Below are 15,771 nucleotides of genomic sequence, written 5' to 3' on the forward strand. Positions count from 1 at the left end.
GGCCGGTGGTGCGTGATCAGTCCGGGCCGGTTCGGGCTGTAAAGGGGAAACGGCCTTCCTGGCGATCGAGACATGCAGGCGGATGTCAGCGGTGCAGATCATGCCGCAGATGGAATGATAACAGGAAAAAACTGTCTGCTGACTGCCACGTCTGTATAAAGAAGACCTTGACGCACGGCGTGATATGGCAGTGCTATGCCGCACGCGCCACTCTCTGACGGGATAAAAGATGGCTCGCCATCCTGCCAAACGGGCCCATGTTCTTGCACTTCTGGGCGCCGCGCTGCTGATTGTGACTTTCGGAACCCTGGCCATGCAGCTGGGTAATGAAATGGCGCGGCATGGCCAGATGGACCGTCAGAGCGCGAGCGCTGACCAGATTCTCCGCTCGCTGGACCGGGAAATTGAACAGGCCCGTATCTGCCGTTTCGCGTGGCTCGCCACGTATGATGAGACCCAGCGCCAGTGCTTCCACGATGCTCTCGGCCAGATCAATGTGATCAGAGGCGATTTTCCCTCCGTGGAGCACGTTCAGGAGCGTCTGAACCGGATCCGTCCGGCCAGTCTGGATGAGCTGAAAACGTCTCTGGACACGATTTCAAAATGGGAAGCCTCCGACGACAGCACGCTAAGTCGTCCCGAAACCGATACCATCCTCTCCAGAACTGACGCAGCCCTCATCAGCCTGACCAGCGTCGATACGGCACGGCGCGAGGGACGTCTTGCCGACATGCTCCGCAACACGAGCTGGCAGAAACGGCTTGATGCGATCGGCATCATTATCGGCGTGCTGATCATGGTGACGGCCGGGTGGATTCTGGACAGGACTTCGCTTGCAGCCGCGCGTGCCGAGGGGCGCAGCCGCAATCTCGCGCTTCAGCTTCGGGCCGTGCTCGACAGTCTGGCCATCGGCGTCGCTGTCTTCGGGACTGACGGTCAGCTTCGTCACTGGAATGACCGGCTTGGCTCCATACTCGGTCTCGACGAGGGCGTTCTCCGCCCGGGTCTGTCATATGACGATCTTAGCGACGCCCTTGTTGTCGATGGGCAGCCGCTGCTCGAGCCTTTCACCCATGTGGAACATGCGCTCCAGCGTGGCGAATCGGCCCCGCCGGTCATGGTCGAGTGCAAGGGCATCAACGGTGCGGATCTTGAGCTCTGCCGGACCCTGTTCTTCGCCTCGGATGATGTTCTGCATGCGGAGGATCGCCGGGGCTTCGTGCTGACGGCCAACGACATCACGCTCCGGCTGCGCAGCGAACGGGCTCTGGGTGAATCACAGAAACTGCGCGCGGTCGGGCAGCTCACAGCAGGGATAGCTCACGATTTCAAAAATCTTCTGACCGTCATTCTGGGCAACATTGAACTCGCTACGGAAGCCAGCGAGGCTTCGGACAGTGAACGGCGACAGCATTGTCTGGATGCCGCGGCGCATGCGGCCAGACGCTCCGAAACCCTGACCGGTCAGTTGCTGTCCTTTACCCGTCGGGACAGACCGGCCCCGGATACCGTCGCCCTGGCCGACATTTTCGCTCTGACCAATGGCCTGCTTGCGCGCGTGATCGGCCCCCGCATTACTGTCGAGTGCGGAGGAGCCAAAGACATCTGGCATGTGCAGGTCAATCCGGCCCAGCTGGAAAGCGCCCTGCTCAACCTCGCCATCAACGCCCGGGACGCCATGCCGGGTGGTGGCAGGGTCAGCATCTGCGCCAGCAATGCGTCATTCCCGACGGCCGTCGACCTGCTGTCGCTGCCTGTCGACGCCAATCGTGGCCTGCGCGTTTCGTCCGAGCCGACTCCGTTGCCTGCCGGAGCATGGGTGAGGGTGGATGTCACTGACGATGGCTGCGGGATGGGCCCGGAAGTACTTCAGCAGCTCTTTGAACCGTTCTTTACGACAAAGGACGATGGTGCGGGCACCGGGCTCGGCATGGCCATGGTGGTTGATTTCTGCCGACAGGCCGGAGGGCGGGTGGTTGTCGGCTCCTCTCCGGGTCACGGAACCTGCGTGTCACTCTGGCTGCCACGCGCCCTGACCGAGACGGCCCGGACGACAGTTGATTACACACCGGCGCCAGCCAGCACCAATCTGCGGGCGCTGGTGGTGGAGGATGATCCGGCCATCCGCGATATCGTCGCGACCATCCTTGGTCTCGACGGATATCGCGTCACGGAAGCTGCGGATGGAGAAGCCGCGTTCGATCTGGTGGTCGAAGCGGGTAACAGCTACGATCTGCTGGTGACCGACATCCAGCTACCCGGACCGCTCGATGGTTTCCGGCTGGCGAGGTTGCTGCGCGAGCGTCTGCCGGAACTGGGGATTGTCTGCATGTCCGGGGATTTCACTCTGGATGGCCCCCGGCCGGCGGCGGCCCTTCCCGTCGTCCAGCTTCTGCCGAAACCCTTCCGGCGGGAAGGATTTCTCAAAACGGTGGCGGCGGCGATGCAGGAGCGTATTTCGGCCTGACGCTGCTCATAAAACTGTTCAGGCAGGATCGATGGAAAGGAAAGGTTGCGGCAAACGGCGCAGGTCGCCTTGCGACCCCTTTGCTCACAGAGTAGTGTCCGCCGCGCTTTGTCCGAAGACGCGTCATGATTGTGGCGCTTCCCTGTCTGAAGACGTTCCTCCCGTCAACTCGCATCGGCCCGGCTCATGAACGACATCGACCTCAAGCAGTATATTGCAAGCATTCCGGATTTCCCGAAGCCGGGTATCCTGTTCTACGATATCGGCTCCCTCATGCGGAATGCTGACGCCTGGCAGCTCGCGACCGCCCGCATGGCGCACGCCGTCGCGCCATGGCAGCCCGATCAGCTCGCCGCCATCGAATCCCGCGGCTTCCTGACGGCAGCTCCGCTCTCCACACGTCTGGGCGCGGGTATCGTCATGCTTCGCAAGCCGGGCAAGCTGCCGGGTGAGACAATCTCACACAGCTATGATCTCGAATATGGCTCGGACACGCTGCATATTCAGGCGGGCGCCATTCAGCCGGGCCAGCGCGTGGTTGTAACCGATGACATGCTGGCGACAGGTGGTACGCTCGCCGCATCCATCGCCCTGTTGCGCAAGGCGGGTGCGAACGTGGTCGGCGCTTCGGTGCTGATGGAACTGACGGCGCTGCGTGGTCGCGAAAAGGTCGATGTGCCGGTTCACGCGCTGCTGTCCTACGACGACTGAGAATGACGGCTGGAGAAGAGAACTTCTCTCTTCCAGCCGGATACAGACGTAAAGGGTAGTCCTGTTCGGGTCGATACCGGTAAAAGATTGCCCTGAGTGCAAAGAGAAATTTGCCTCTCTTTCTGAAAGCGATGAGTTCTTCGTATTCATTGCTTTCATGCGGCCATGTGTGTGCTGCGCCCCTCCTTGCGGGAAATTGAGTTATTCATCCTGCTGAGACGTGCTTGTAAGCATGCTGGTGTAAGCGGTCACAATGATGACTGTCGGTTCGGGTAACAACGTGAGGTATGGGCATGAATGATGGGACGATTCCCGGACAGCATCCCTTCATGGCCCGGCTTCATTTTCTTCTGACCTGTTTTACATCAAGCCGGTTCGGCTCATGGGTTGCACGGCAGAAATGGCTGTATGCGCCCAGCCTGCTGAATTTCGGTTATGCGCTCCGCACCACCATCGCCTCCCTGATCGCCCTCGGCATCGCCCTGTGGTGGGAACTCGGCAGTCCGCAATGGGCGCCGCTCACGGTGTGGATGATCGCACAGGGCTCGCGCGGCAAGTCTCTGGCCAAGGCCCGCTGGCATATGTTCGGCATGATTGTCGGCACGCTGATCGCTTTCGGACTGGTGGCCTCGGCGCCCCAGCAGCCACTGCTTTTCATCCTGCTTCTTTCAGGCTTCATCGGGATGCTGTGCTTTGTTGGCACGCTGCTGCCCGGTCCGGCCTCCATGGCCAACTACCGGATGCATGGCATGCGGGCGAGCGGATTTACCCTGTCGATCATCTCCCTCGACGGGATCGCCGACCCCAGCCATATTTTCGAAATTTCCATGGCTCGCGCGACTTACATCACGCTGGGCATTGTCTGCGAAACCGTCATCTCCTCGCTCTTTCAGTTCCAGTTGACACAACGCGCCCGTAACCGACTGGTCGATAATTACGTGGCGGCGATCAAGCCAACCGCGAACACGCTGGGCGCTCTGCTCGCCGGTGAGCGCGATGCGCTGCGCAAATCAGCCGAGATGATGGCGACGCTGGCCAGTCTTGGCGATCAGATCGAGTTTGCCGAGATCGAGATGGGAAAGCACGAGCGTGAAGGCGATCATGCCCGTGCGGCTCTGGCGGGTGTCGCCGCCCTGTTCTCCCGTGGGCTGGAGCTTGCGGCCCTGATGGCCGATCCGGCGTCCTGTGGCGCGAGTTGGGACAAGCTGGCGTCTGACAGCCGCTCCTTTCTGCTGTCATTGCCCGATCGCCTGCCCAATTCTGCCGCATTCAGCGCCATCATGGCCGAACTGAATGACCTGCGCGCCACGAGCCGTGTGGAAGCCGCCAACTGTCTGGCGCGTGAGATGGAGATGGTCACGCATCCCCCCGTCGATGTGGTGGCGGAGACCGTCATCACGCGCGAAGGGCAGGCGGTTCATATTCTGGGCGACATGCTCGACGAACTGGCGACCTCGCTCCAGCAGTTCGAGGCGAGCCGCAATCCGATCGCCCATGACCACTTCCGCTATCCGATCGAGACATGGCGTGACTGGCGTCAGGCGACTGGCAACAGTCTGCGCGCCAGCGTCTCCATGTTTGTGGCGGGTGTGATCTGGATCACCACGGCATGGCCGCAGGGTCTGTTTTTCCTGATGTTCGTCGGCATCATCAATTCTCTCTTCTCGACGCTCGAGACACCGGCCGTCGCCACGCGCGCCTTCCTGCACGGCACCGTGGTTGTCACGGCCGTCGCAGCGTTCATGGTGATTCTCGTCATGCCCGCCATCTCGACCTACGAGATGATGGCGATGTGCTTCATTCCCGTCATGATGGTCGGCGGACTGGCCTTTTCGAACCCTGCGACCATTCTGGGAGCGGTGGCCTACAACCTGTTCCTCACCATTCTGGTCAGTCCGTTCAACGACGAGCGGATGCTGGATGAGATCACCTTTTTCAACACCGCCATGCCGCTTTTCCTGACGATGGCGTTCTGCATGTGGATGTATCGCATCTTCCTGCCGCTTGATCCGGACGGTGTGCGCTGGACCATGCGCATGCAGATCCTTCAGATGCTGCGGGGACTTGCGCGGCGTCCTTACCCGCTGCGTCCGCATGACGTGATAGGCGTCAGTATCGAACGCATGGTCCGGTTGCTCAACACCGTCGGCGGACGGCGCGGCCCCGTGGTTGACGCCTATCTTCATGGCGTGTTGTCCGGCATGACTGTCGGGCTTGCGATCCTGAGCCTGCGGGAGGTTATGGCGCGGGGAAACCTGCCAGCTCAGGCAAAGCGCAATGTGCAGGACATGCTGGCGCGCATGGCCCAGTTCACGGGGCGCTATGGCGGTCATTATGGCCGCACGGAACATGCGACCGATGCGGCGGTTGCGGCTCTGGTGCGGCTGGAGCAGGGGGAGACAAATCTGTCCCAGCGGGTGGAAATTCTGCGGGCGCTGGCTGATCTGCGGGTTATTGCGGCGGAACTGAAAGAGAACCGGCTGTTCTTCGATGCGTCCAGTCCTTATCTTGATCCGGTTTTTCAATAAGGAAACAGACAGGAATATTTCCGGAGATTATTTTGAGTATGTGGTGTGAGGTATAAAAATTCATATGTCCGGTTTGTTTCAGAGAAATTGATACTCTGTTTTGTTGTTTGTGATGAGTTTAAGAAAAATCCTTATAATTTAAGGATATTGCGAACTTAATTCGAATGGCTTTTGTGTTTTCGTGATGCTCATACTGTTATGATTGCTCATAAATATCTGACATGTTACGAATTGAATAAAAGTAAATATTTTAATTTTCTGTGATTTTTTCTTAAATTAAATTGAATTTTGCAAAATAATATTATTAAATTACTGGAAAAATATCATGAAAACGTTCGAAACACATGATGATGTTGTTTTCTTTCAGCGGTTTTGTGCTTCCTGTGGCCTGTATGGTGGCGCCATTGATGGTGTCGTCCATGAGGATATGCGTTCTGCCAGCCGCAAGCTGAAAGAACAGTATGAGTATATCCGTGATAATGAAGGAAAATTTGACGAGCGTAGTGAGAGAAATATTGAATCACTGCTTCCTGTCGCGCAAATCATTGCACGACGTATGCTTGCGACATCTCGGGATCTGTATCCTCTTGTGGTAAAAATAATTTCGGGTACGAGGACATATGCTGAACAGAATGCTCTGTACGCTATTGGCCGAACCATTGACCCCCAGAAAAAGAAAGTGACCAACGCTCGGGGAGGGGAGAGTAATCATAATTTCGGTATAGCCTGGGATGTCGGAATATTTGAAGAAAACGGTCGGTATATGGACGGTAGCAAACCGAATGACAGCAAGGCCTATCAGGCATTGGCGACAGCGGCCAAGGCTGCAATACCAGAACTGGAATGGGGCGGCGACTGGACTTCCTTTGTTGATCCACCACATTACCAGTTGAAAACAGGTAAGAATGCAAAGGAAATCAGGGCCAGTTTTGAAAAAGGACTTCCGTTCCTGTCCTGAAAGAAGTTCACCTCACCGGAGGATCTTTCAGCATAACGCGACAGTCTTACTTCAGCGTTTCGCGCATCCTCTGCCTCAAGGTGTTGCAGCGTTTCGTATAGTGTGTAGCGCGAAACGCCGTGAAGAAATTCACACAGAAGGCGGCGAACAGAGACAGAAATGAAGTCAATGTCAGCACCATACCAAATGTGGGTAATCGCGTGTCATAACGAACGCCGGAATACCACAGCAGACTGATGCTCAGGATTGCTCCGAGAAGACCGAACACGCCTGTGGTCTTGAGCATTGAATCCTCAATCTGCTCGAAGTCTGAAGTTTCATGCCACAGATCGAACAGCTGACGGTCGATCTCGCCCACCCTGTCGGCATGTGCCGCCTTGTCTTCGGTGGTGATCTTGTGGGGATTTTTCCGATAGATATCGAGTTCCTGTCGCGCTTTGGTAAAGACGTGACGGCGCTCCTTGATGGCTGGAATACTGATGTCGACAAAGCTGAGGATGGCGACGTTCAACCCGGCTGAAAGCTGGATAATCGCCTGAAAATCACCCCATGTCGTGGTCATCGCCCATTCCTCACAGCATCTGTCTGGTGGAATGTTTTCTAGCGAGGACAGCTCCGAGGCAGAACACGCCTGCCGCATGACTGCCATTCAGAAGTGCAGCGGCAGGCTGGAGATCTATCCAACCTGTTCGCAGCAAGAGCGAGATTTCAGGAAAGTCTCAAGGAAGAGCGCCTTTGAGACTTTCCCGCTTTCAGGGTTCAGTCAGCGAGCTTGTCCAGTTCGCGGACAATAGCCTCGCCCATCACGTCGGTGCCGACGCGGGCCTTGCCTTCGCTCATGATGTCGGCAGTCCGCAGACCGGTCGCCAGCACGGCCGAGACGGCGTTTTCGATCATCGTCGCTTCAGTTTCGAGATCGAAGGAGTAACGCAGCAACATTGCCAGCGAGAGGATCTGCGCGATGGGATTGGCGATGCCCTTGCCCGCGATGTCCGGAGCACTGCCATGGATCGGCTCATAGAGCGCGGGCATGCGACCATCGGACTTCTTCGCGCCAAGCGTGGCGGAGGGGAGCATCCCTAGGCTGCCGGTCAGCATGGACGCCAGATCGGACAGGATATCGCCGAACAGGTTGCCGGTGACGATCACATCGAACTGACGTGGATTGCGGACAAGCTGCATGGCGCAGTTGTCAGCCAGCATGTGCGTCAGCGTGACATCGGAATATTCGCGGGCATGGAGATCGGTGATGACCTCTTTCCACAGCAGGCCGCTTTCCATGACGTTGTGCTTCTCTACGGAACAGACGCTGTTCTGACGCTTGCGTGCCATCTCGAACGCCACACGACCGACGCGCTCGATCTCGTGTGTCGCATAGACTTCCGTGTTGATGCCGCGCTTCTCGCCGTTCGGCAGCGTCTCGATCCCGCGTGGGTCGCCGAAGTAGATGCCGCCCGTGCTCTCGCGGACGATCATGATGTCGAGGCCCTTCACGACCTCAGGCTTGAGCGTGGAGGCGTCCACCAGCGCATCGAACACCTTGGCCGGGCGCAGGTTGGCGAACAGGCCGAGTTCCTGACGCAGTTTGAGGATCGCCAGTTCAGGGCGCTTGTCGAAACCGACACTGTTCCATTTCGGGTCGCCGACGGAGCCGAACAGCACGGCGTCAGCCTCTCGGGCCTTCTGGATGACTTCCTCGCGGATCGGCGTGCCGTATTCGGCCAGCGACGCGCCACCGACAAGGTCTTCGGAGACGTCGAACGTGATGCCGCGCTTGCGGCTGAGCCATGCGGTGACGCGCGCCACTTCGCGCATGACTTCGGGGCCGATGCCGTCACCCGGGAGGATCAGCAGTTTTTTGGCACTCATGACAATCTCCGGTGTCCTGTTATGTCAGGCGTGCTTATCAGCGGGACGATCCTGTTTCAATGTAAGGCGGATCGGACGCGGCAGGAGAGGGTGATGCAGACGGTTGCAGAACGGGACGGACAGCAGCGCTGTGCGTGGTGCGCGGTGACGGAACACTATGAAGCCTATCACGATCATGAGTGGGGATTCCCCGTCTCGGATGACCGTCGACTGTTTGAAAAGCTCTGTCTGGAAGGGTTTCAGGCCGGGCTGAGCTGGCGGAGCATTCTGGCCAAGCGGGAAGCGTTCCGGGCCGCGTTTGCGGAATTCGATCCGGAACGTGTGGCCCGGTTTGGTGAGACAGATGTTCAGCGGCTTCTGGCAGACGCAGGGATCGTGCGGCATCGCGGGAAGATCGAAGCCACGATCAACAATGCCCGACGGATGCTGGAGCTTGTGGAGCAGGAAGGATCTCTGGCCGCCTATGTCTGGCGCTTCGAGCCGGACAGACTGGCAGCACCTGAAATCGTGGCGGAGACGGCGGCATCCCGCGCTCTGTCACAGGATCTGAAAAAGCGCGGCTGGAAGTTTGTCGGGCCAACCACGATGTATGCCTTCATGCAGGCCATGGGACTGGTTAACGACCATGCGCCGGGCTGCATCACACGGGAGAAGGTCGATGCGGCAAGGGCAGTGTTCAAAGTGCCGGTTTAAAGAGGTGGATGGTAGAACCGGAAGTTTTAGGTGTCATATTTTTCAAAAAGACAATGTGTTCTGAAGATTTTTGGAAAAAGCCTCACCAAAAACGTTCAGGGCAGATCGACACGGATTTCTTGCTCCACTGCTACGTCTGAGACCGTGGCGTCCGACAGGCGATCGTTGATCAGGTAGTCCGTCCGTTCATCCGGCAGATTATTCAGGGTCTGGATCACGAGGATTTTGAACATCAGCACCGGATCAAACGACGGGCTTCCGCCCTTGCGTCCGTCTGAACAGGCCAGAGCCGTCTCCAGATCAGAGCGAAATACTTCAAAATCCACAGTCCGGGAAAAGACTTCAAGCTGCCCCAATCACCATAGGAGATATGAAACTATAGACATGCGTGCAAAACCATGGGGTTTTTAGTGCCCTTCTACTGCAGGGCATGGACTTCAGAGCCAGAAAGATTCATCATCAACCCAACCCATCAAATCCCGGGACTGAACACATATTATGAACAGTAACGCGATTCCGTGGGAATTGATGTGAGATCAGGACCGAATTACTTCCTGATTGGAATGTCATTTTTGTGACCAGGAGTATTTATTATAAGCATTCGTTAATGTTTTGTTGACATGTGTGTCTTTTTGGCGTTTCGTCCACTTGAGCGCTCGAATGTGTCTTAAATGGGAGAAAACGATGCGTGATCTCAACGTAGCTGAAATAGTAGAAGTTTCCGGCGGATGCTGTCTTTTTCCGGGGGGTTTTGGTCCTGGCGTTCTGCCTGGGTTTAATGATTGGGGTGGTTGCGGCGGTTTTGCACCTCCTCCGGCGCCACCTCCTGGCAATTGCGGGTTTGCGCCTCCTCCGCCGCCTCCTGGCAATTGCGGTTTTGCACCTCCGCCACCTGGTAATTGTGGTTTTGCGCCCCCGCCACCGCCTTCTGGCAATTGCGGCTGTGGTCCTGCCTCATTTCCAGCAGTTTATGGTGGATGGAATGCCGGCTCCTTCTATAATATTCTGAATAATATCATTCGCTGGGCCTAAAATTTCTTCGCTAACTTCATCCTGTAAAAAATAAGTTGAAGAGATTACAATACAGGCTGGCGCGAAAGTTGTCCGGTTTGACCGGACAACTTTCGTAATTATTTTTATTTCAAGAATTGCATGTTATAGATAATAATTGTTCAGTCTGAACCTAATAGTGTTACGGCAATGCCAACGTCTGAACAACGAGTTCTGTCCGTGACCTCTTGCGTGTTTAGTCCCGGGCTTTGATGGATTGGGTTGAGGATGAATCTTTCTGGCTCTGAAGCCCATATCTTGCAGATGTATTCACAGGGTGTCAGACCGTTGTTGAGCCTTCGCCCGAAGTTACAGGCCACCATGAAGTCATTGAGGTGCGTCCTCAATGGAAGTGTTTGACGGTTGCCTGCCTGATTGTGTGGTTCATTCGCTTGCCCTGACCATTGGTCCAGGGGTGATTGGGTTTCGTCAGGCGATGCCCGATCCCGTTGGGCTCGCGGGTCATGTCGAACCGCATGGAACGTGACCATGCCGTGCCACGGTTGCGGGGCTGCTCAGCGAACTGGATGCCGTTGTCTGTCAGGATGGTATGAAACTATGCCGACGAAAGACCTCGATCATCGCTTCGTCCTTCCCGGACAGGACCATTGAACGCGACTCTTTTGGCTCCGTCTCTGGTTTTCGACAGTCTGACGCCTCCGCATTTCGTCACTGTTTTCGGGTTGATCCCGAACGCCTCGCCCAGCGCCGCGAGCGAAGCCTGCTATCGCTGTAGTGCTGCTCGCACGGCGTGCGTGGTCGTGGCGCTGCCATGACGTATCCGTCCCATAAGGCTTCCTTCCACTCACGTGAAAATAATGCACCAGCAAACCACGGGACTAAACACGTAGCTGAATGAGCGGCAGGAAACATCATCTGGAACTCCAAAGCAGCCGAATCGCCCTCCCCCAAAAACGCCGTCAATCGGCCAAAAATTTTTGGTGAAGCTTTTTCCAAAAAGCCTCAAAGCCCTACAGAGAAAACATGCTGCCCGGATGATCCGGCAGGCGAGCCTGCATCCGATACTGTGAAGGCTGGTTTTCGGGCGACGGGTCATGGGCTGAAAACCGTGTCTGCGGAAAGGCTTCCGGGCAGTTTTCACGTATCCAGACAATGATCTGTTCCCGGATGGCGCAGCGCAGGTCCCAGCTTCGCACGGCGGTCCGGGCTCCGGCGGTGATACGCAGCATGATGACCCGATCCGTCGAGTCCGCGACCTGCACACTGAAATCCTTGCCGTTCCATTCGCGGCAGCCTTCGACGATTTCGGCGAGCCTGTTTCGGATCTGCTCCACGGGGGCCAGAAAATCGAGATAGAGATAAACAGCACCTGTCAGTTCGGCTGAGTTGTAGGTCCAGTTCTCGAAAGGATTATCGAGAAAGTAGGATAGCGGCACGATCCGCCTGCGCTTGTCCCAGGCCCGGAGAACCACGAATGTCGCGTTGATTTCCTCGACCCACGTCCAGTCACCGTTAAAGGCGATCATGTCGCCCATGCGGATGGGTTGCGTGACCGCGATCTGAGCGCCTGCGATCAGGTTGGTCAGCACGGAGCGGGCGGCGAGACCGACAATGATGGACGCCGCGCCGGCGGAGGCCAGCAGGCTGAGACCATATTGCCGGACCGGCTCGAACGTCATGAGCGCCGCGCCGACGGTCAGCAGCCCGATAAGGATCTCCGCGATGCGTTGAAGCAGCCTGACCTGTGTCAGATGCTTTCGACCGAGAATGTTTTCTTCGTGCTCCTCGCCGGAGGCGTCAAGCTGTTCGATATAGAGGGAGCTTGCCAGACGGGCTGACCGGATAAGGCTGAGCCCCATGGCGAACACGATCAGAACCGCCAGAAGATGCGCGAGAGACCCCACGATCCGGGGCGGGATTTCCAGCGCCGGAATCGCCAGAATCATGATGACGCATGCCGCCGCCAACTGGACAGGATGCTGCAGGATGGTCGCGCTGGTGCGGATGAAGGAGCCCGGACGTTTCTTTCCCGGCACACGGGCAAAACCGCGTTTGAGGATAAAGCCAGCTATCCATGCTGTCGTGGCGCCAAGGGCGAAGAGAATGAGAAGGGAAGCGATGGTGGGAGGGAGCCAGTCAAACCATTCCTGAATGTTCAGGAGAGTTGAAAAAAACGTCTGTTGCAAAGGCTCGTCCTCATCCTTTCATGCAGGGAAACAGATGGCCGCACGCCATCGGAAGAGCGCAGCCTACAGCCTCGCTCTAAAAATCTGCCGGTCAGATTTCGAATGGACTGTGTACCGGTCCATATCAGGAGCGCAGAAACAGGCGGAAAGTTCCGAGCCTGTTCTGAAAGGGGCATGGCGCCTGTGGCTTCATGCCATGTGGGGAGAGGACTGATCCTCTCCCTCGGGAAGCGCGAAGCGCTTCAGGGACCGAACGACATGAATCCGTCCGATCCCGTATTTTGTATCAGTCGTTCTTCTTGGAACGCTCGTTCTTCTTGCGCTCGTGCGGATCGAGGTAGCGCTTGCGCAGACGCACGGCGGATGGCGTGACTTCCACCAGTTCGTCGTCCTCAATGTAGGCAATCGCCTGCTCGAGGCTCATCTTGCGCGGCGGAACCAGAAGCAGGGCCTCATCCTTGCCGGCGGCGCGGATGTTGGTCAGCTTCTTTTCACGGACGGCGTTCACTTCGAGATCATTCTCGCGGGAATGCTCACCGATGATCATGCCAACGTAGACTTTTTCGCCCGCACTGACGAACAGCGTGCCGCGATCCTGCAATGAGAACAGCGAATACTGCGTCGTCGCGCCGTCTTCAGACGAGATGAGCGAGCCGTTGCGGCGGCCTTCGATCGTGCCTGCATAGGGCTGATAGCCCGCGAACAGACGGTTCATGATGCCCGTGCCGCGCGTGTCGGTCAGGAACTCGCCGTGATAGCCGATCAGGCCGCGTGACGGGATGAGGAACGTCAGACGCACCTTGTCGCCGCCGGACGGACGCATATCCTGCATCTGGCCCTTACGGAGGGACATCTTCTCGACCACGACACCCGAGTAGGGCTCGTCCACGTCGATCAGAACCTCTTCGTAAGGCTCCTCACGCTCGCCGGTCTCTTCGTTGGTGTGGAACAGCACGCGGGGACGACCGATGGTCAGCTCGAAGCCTTCGCGACGCATCGTCTCGATAAGCACGCCAAGCTGAAGTTCGCCACGACCGGCAACCTCGAAGGCTTCGCTCTCGGGGCTTTCCGTCACGCGGATGGCGATGTTGCTTTCCGTTTCCTTGAACAGACGGTCACGGATCTGGCGGGATGTGACCTTCTTGCCCTCACGACCACCCAGAGGGCCGTCGTTGATGCGGAATGTCATGGACAGTGTCGGCGGATCGACCGGAATGGCCTTCAGGGCTTCGGTCACTTCCGGAGAAGCGATCGTTTCCGGGATCGTGGCCTCGGACAGACCGGCGACGGCGACGATGTCACCGGCTTCGACTTCATCCACAGGCACGCGATCAAGGCCACGGAAGGAGAGCAGCTTGGTCAGACGGCCTGTCTCGACAACACTGCCGTCTTCACGCAGCACGCGGACCGGCATGTTGACGCGGGCGCGACCCTGCTCGACGCGGCCCGTGAGCACGCGACCGAGGAAGTTGTCGGACTCGAGAATGGTCGCGATCATCGCGAAGGGTTTCTCTTTGTCGACATTCGGAGCCGGAACGTGACGCAGCACGAGGTCGAACATCGGGGACAGATCCTTGCGGGGTCCGTCCAGTTCGATGTCCGCCCAGCCCTGACGGCCGGAAGCGTAGAGCATCGGGAAGTCGAGCTGCTCGTCATTCGCGCCGAGGGAAGCGAACAGATCGAAAATCTCGTTGTGGACTTCGTCCGGACGGGCGTCGCCACGGTCGATCTTGTTGACGACGACAATCGGCTTCAGGCCACGGGCCAGCGCCTTGCCGACCACGAATTTGGTCTGGGGCAGCGCGCCTTCGGCGGCGTCGACGAGCACGATCGCGCCGTCCACCATGCTCAGGATACGCTCGACCTCACCGCCGAAGTCGGCGTGGCCCGGGGTGTCGATGATGTTGATGCGGGTGTCTTTCCAGACGACGGACGTGCACTTGGCGAGAATGGTGATGCCACGCTCGCGCTCAAGGTCATTGCTGTCCATCGCACGTTCAGCAACCTGCTGATGTTCGTGGAACGAGCCGGACTGCTTGAGCAGTTCGTCAACAAGAGTGGTCTTGCCATGATCGACGTGTGCGATAATGGCGATGTTCCGAATATCCATCGTAAGGCGGACCTGATCTTTCTTTCCGTACATGTCCGCCGCTGACAGCTCAAAGCGCGCAGCGGACACCTGTTAACGGCTGTCCATAGAGGGCGGCGGCGCGGATTGCACGCGAAACTTCGCGGTCAGGCGCGTCTTTGACGTGAAACCGGCGTGAGCGACATGGCCATCCGTGCTGGTTTCACTGTGTTTCTGTCCCGTTTTCCGTGTTGGCGGAGGGGCGGTTTTCAGGAGACAGTTGAGCGTGGGCCTACTTCTTGGCAGTTTAGCCAGGCAGCATCATGAGGCCCTGAGGCATGCCCGGGGTTTCGGTACGCAGGCAGAACATGGCTCCGTTCAGCGGTTCCGCCTCAAGTTCGGCAGCCGACAGCCCCTTGCGCGCTGTGGTGATGAACACCATTCGCAGATCATCGCCTCCAAAAGCCGCCTTGGTCACATTGCTGGCAGGGAGGGGAATAGGCGCCAGACGCACGCCTTCAGGAGAAAAACGTTCCAGCCTGTGGCCACCCCAGATGCCAACCCACAACGTGCCGGCACTGTCCATGGTCAGTCCATCCGGCGCGCCATTGCTGATTTCGGCAAAAATTCTCTGCCCTGTGAGGGTTCCGGTGGAAGTGACATCAAAAGCGTAGATCACTCCCTGCGCCGACTCGCAGTGATAAAGGGTGCGGCCATCCGGAGCCACGACGGGACCATTGCTGATCGTGTAGCCGCTATGATGCCGACGCAGGGCCACGTCTCCCCCCTCCATGCTGTAGAGGGAACCGATGGGGAGTTCTTCCTTGTCATCCATCGTGCCGAACCAGAGCCGTCCGGACCTGTCCACATGGGCGTCGTTCAGGCGCGTGCGGGAATGGGTCTGTTCCACGGGCATGAACGGATGGATGCGTCCGGTCTCGGGATCGAAGAGATACAGGCCGTCTTCCATGCCGCAGATCAGGCCGCCGTCCTGCGTCGGCACCAGAAATGTCGGCCGCCGTTTTACATGCCAGGTTGAGCGCATTCCGTCTGAAGGCCGGTAACGATGCAGGGCGCAACTCAGTATATCAACGAAATAGAAGGCAGAATCCGCCTCACTCCAGACCGGTCCTTCTCCCAGTTTGGCCTGCAGATTCCAGACACTGACGGCTTCGTCGGTCTTTGATTCTGCGGCCCGAAAGACCCTGTCTACAGGGATGTGTGGTGTCATCTTCATACCTCCCGGCTGGTAACGGGCGAAAGTGACAGGAGTTGCCCCT

At 57.7% G+C, this 15,771-nt stretch carries 12 protein-coding genes and 2 pseudogenes; 6 read left to right on the top strand and 8 right to left on the bottom strand.

From position 1 onward, the window contains the following. Window positions 1-229 precede the first annotated feature (229 nt). The 4 genes from A0U92_RS01945 (at window position 230) to A0U92_RS01960 (ending at window position 6,664) form a co-directional block, all read left to right on the top strand. The gene (locus tag A0U92_RS01945) at window positions 230-2,467 is read left to right on the top strand and encodes an ATP-binding protein (protein WP_077811771.1); all 2,238 of its coding nucleotides are present in this window, start codon (window positions 230-232) and stop codon (window positions 2,465-2,467) included. 186 nt (window positions 2,468-2,653) lie between these two features. Beyond that, window positions 2,654-3,178: an adenine phosphoribosyltransferase gene (locus tag A0U92_RS01950; protein ID WP_077811772.1), complete on the top strand. Its 525-nt coding sequence runs from the start codon at window positions 2,654-2,656 to the stop codon at window positions 3,176-3,178. 293 nt (window positions 3,179-3,471) lie between these two features. Further along, window positions 3,472-5,706, top strand: a complete 2,235-nt coding sequence (locus tag A0U92_RS01955; protein WP_236748228.1) for an FUSC family protein — start codon at window positions 3,472-3,474, stop codon at window positions 5,704-5,706. A 325-nt stretch (window positions 5,707-6,031) separates the two neighbouring features. Then, complete coding sequence (locus A0U92_RS01960; protein ID WP_077811774.1) at window positions 6,032-6,664, top strand: M15 family metallopeptidase; 633 nt, start codon at window positions 6,032-6,034, stop codon at window positions 6,662-6,664. 46 nt (window positions 6,665-6,710) lie between these two features. Here A0U92_RS01960 and A0U92_RS01965 read toward each other — a convergent pair whose 3' ends face one another. Both A0U92_RS01965 and leuB read right to left on the bottom strand, forming a co-directional pair. Further along, window positions 6,711-7,226 carry a hypothetical protein gene (locus A0U92_RS01965; protein ID WP_077811775.1) on the bottom strand — a complete coding sequence of 172 codons (516 nt, stop codon included), beginning with the start codon at window positions 7,224-7,226 and terminating at the stop codon, window positions 6,711-6,713. Window positions 7,227-7,423: 197 nt separating this feature from the next. Continuing rightward, window positions 7,424-8,533 (bottom strand): 3-isopropylmalate dehydrogenase, encoded by a 1,110-nt coding sequence (leuB, locus tag A0U92_RS01970; protein ID WP_077811776.1) that lies wholly within the window; start codon window positions 8,531-8,533, stop codon window positions 7,424-7,426. Window positions 8,534-8,626: 93 nt separating this feature from the next. Here leuB and A0U92_RS01975 point away from each other — a divergent pair, with 93 nt between their 5' ends. Continuing rightward, window positions 8,627-9,226, top strand: coding sequence for a DNA-3-methyladenine glycosylase I (locus A0U92_RS01975; RefSeq protein WP_077814191.1), 600 nt, complete (start codon window positions 8,627-8,629; stop codon window positions 9,224-9,226). A 152-nt stretch (window positions 9,227-9,378) separates the two neighbouring features. On the opposite strand, the pseudogene A0U92_RS01980 reads toward A0U92_RS01975, so the two are convergent. From A0U92_RS01980 to A0U92_RS18115, 3 genes and pseudogenes are all read right to left on the bottom strand, one after another. Beyond that, a pseudogene (locus A0U92_RS01980) lies at window positions 9,379-9,576 on the bottom strand (transposase); the annotation flags it as partial. 425 nt (window positions 9,577-10,001) lie between these two features. Continuing rightward, entirely contained in the window at window positions 10,002-10,184 is a 183-nt protein-coding gene (locus A0U92_RS17955) for a hypothetical protein (RefSeq protein WP_077811778.1), read from the bottom strand. Window positions 10,185-10,467: 283 nt separating this feature from the next. Further along, window positions 10,468-10,721: pseudogene (locus A0U92_RS18115) on the bottom strand (IS481 family transposase); the annotation flags it as partial. A gap of 163 nt (window positions 10,722-10,884) precedes the next feature. Between A0U92_RS18115 and A0U92_RS18120 the strand changes: the two are divergent. Further along, window positions 10,885-11,052 (top strand): hypothetical protein, encoded by a 168-nt coding sequence (locus A0U92_RS18120; RefSeq protein ID WP_236748229.1) that lies wholly within the window; start codon window positions 10,885-10,887, stop codon window positions 11,050-11,052. Between the two features lie 195 nt (window positions 11,053-11,247). Here A0U92_RS18120 and A0U92_RS01995 read toward each other — a convergent pair whose 3' ends face one another. From A0U92_RS01995 to A0U92_RS02005, 3 genes are all read right to left on the bottom strand, one after another. Further along, window positions 11,248-12,423, bottom strand: coding sequence for a mechanosensitive ion channel family protein (locus tag A0U92_RS01995; RefSeq protein ID WP_077811779.1), 1,176 nt, complete (start codon window positions 12,421-12,423; stop codon window positions 11,248-11,250). A 286-nt stretch (window positions 12,424-12,709) separates the two neighbouring features. Then, window positions 12,710-14,533, bottom strand: coding sequence for a translational GTPase TypA (gene typA, locus A0U92_RS02000; RefSeq protein ID WP_077814192.1), 1,824 nt, complete (start codon window positions 14,531-14,533; stop codon window positions 12,710-12,712). 265 nt (window positions 14,534-14,798) lie between these two features. Then, complete coding sequence (locus A0U92_RS02005; RefSeq protein ID WP_236748230.1) at window positions 14,799-15,722, bottom strand: SMP-30/gluconolactonase/LRE family protein; 924 nt, start codon at window positions 15,720-15,722, stop codon at window positions 14,799-14,801. Window positions 15,723-15,771 lie beyond the last annotated feature (49 nt).

The organism is Acetobacter aceti, assembly GCF_002005445.1.
GTDB classification, from domain to species: Bacteria; Pseudomonadota; Alphaproteobacteria; order Acetobacterales; family Acetobacteraceae; genus Acetobacter; species Acetobacter aceti_B.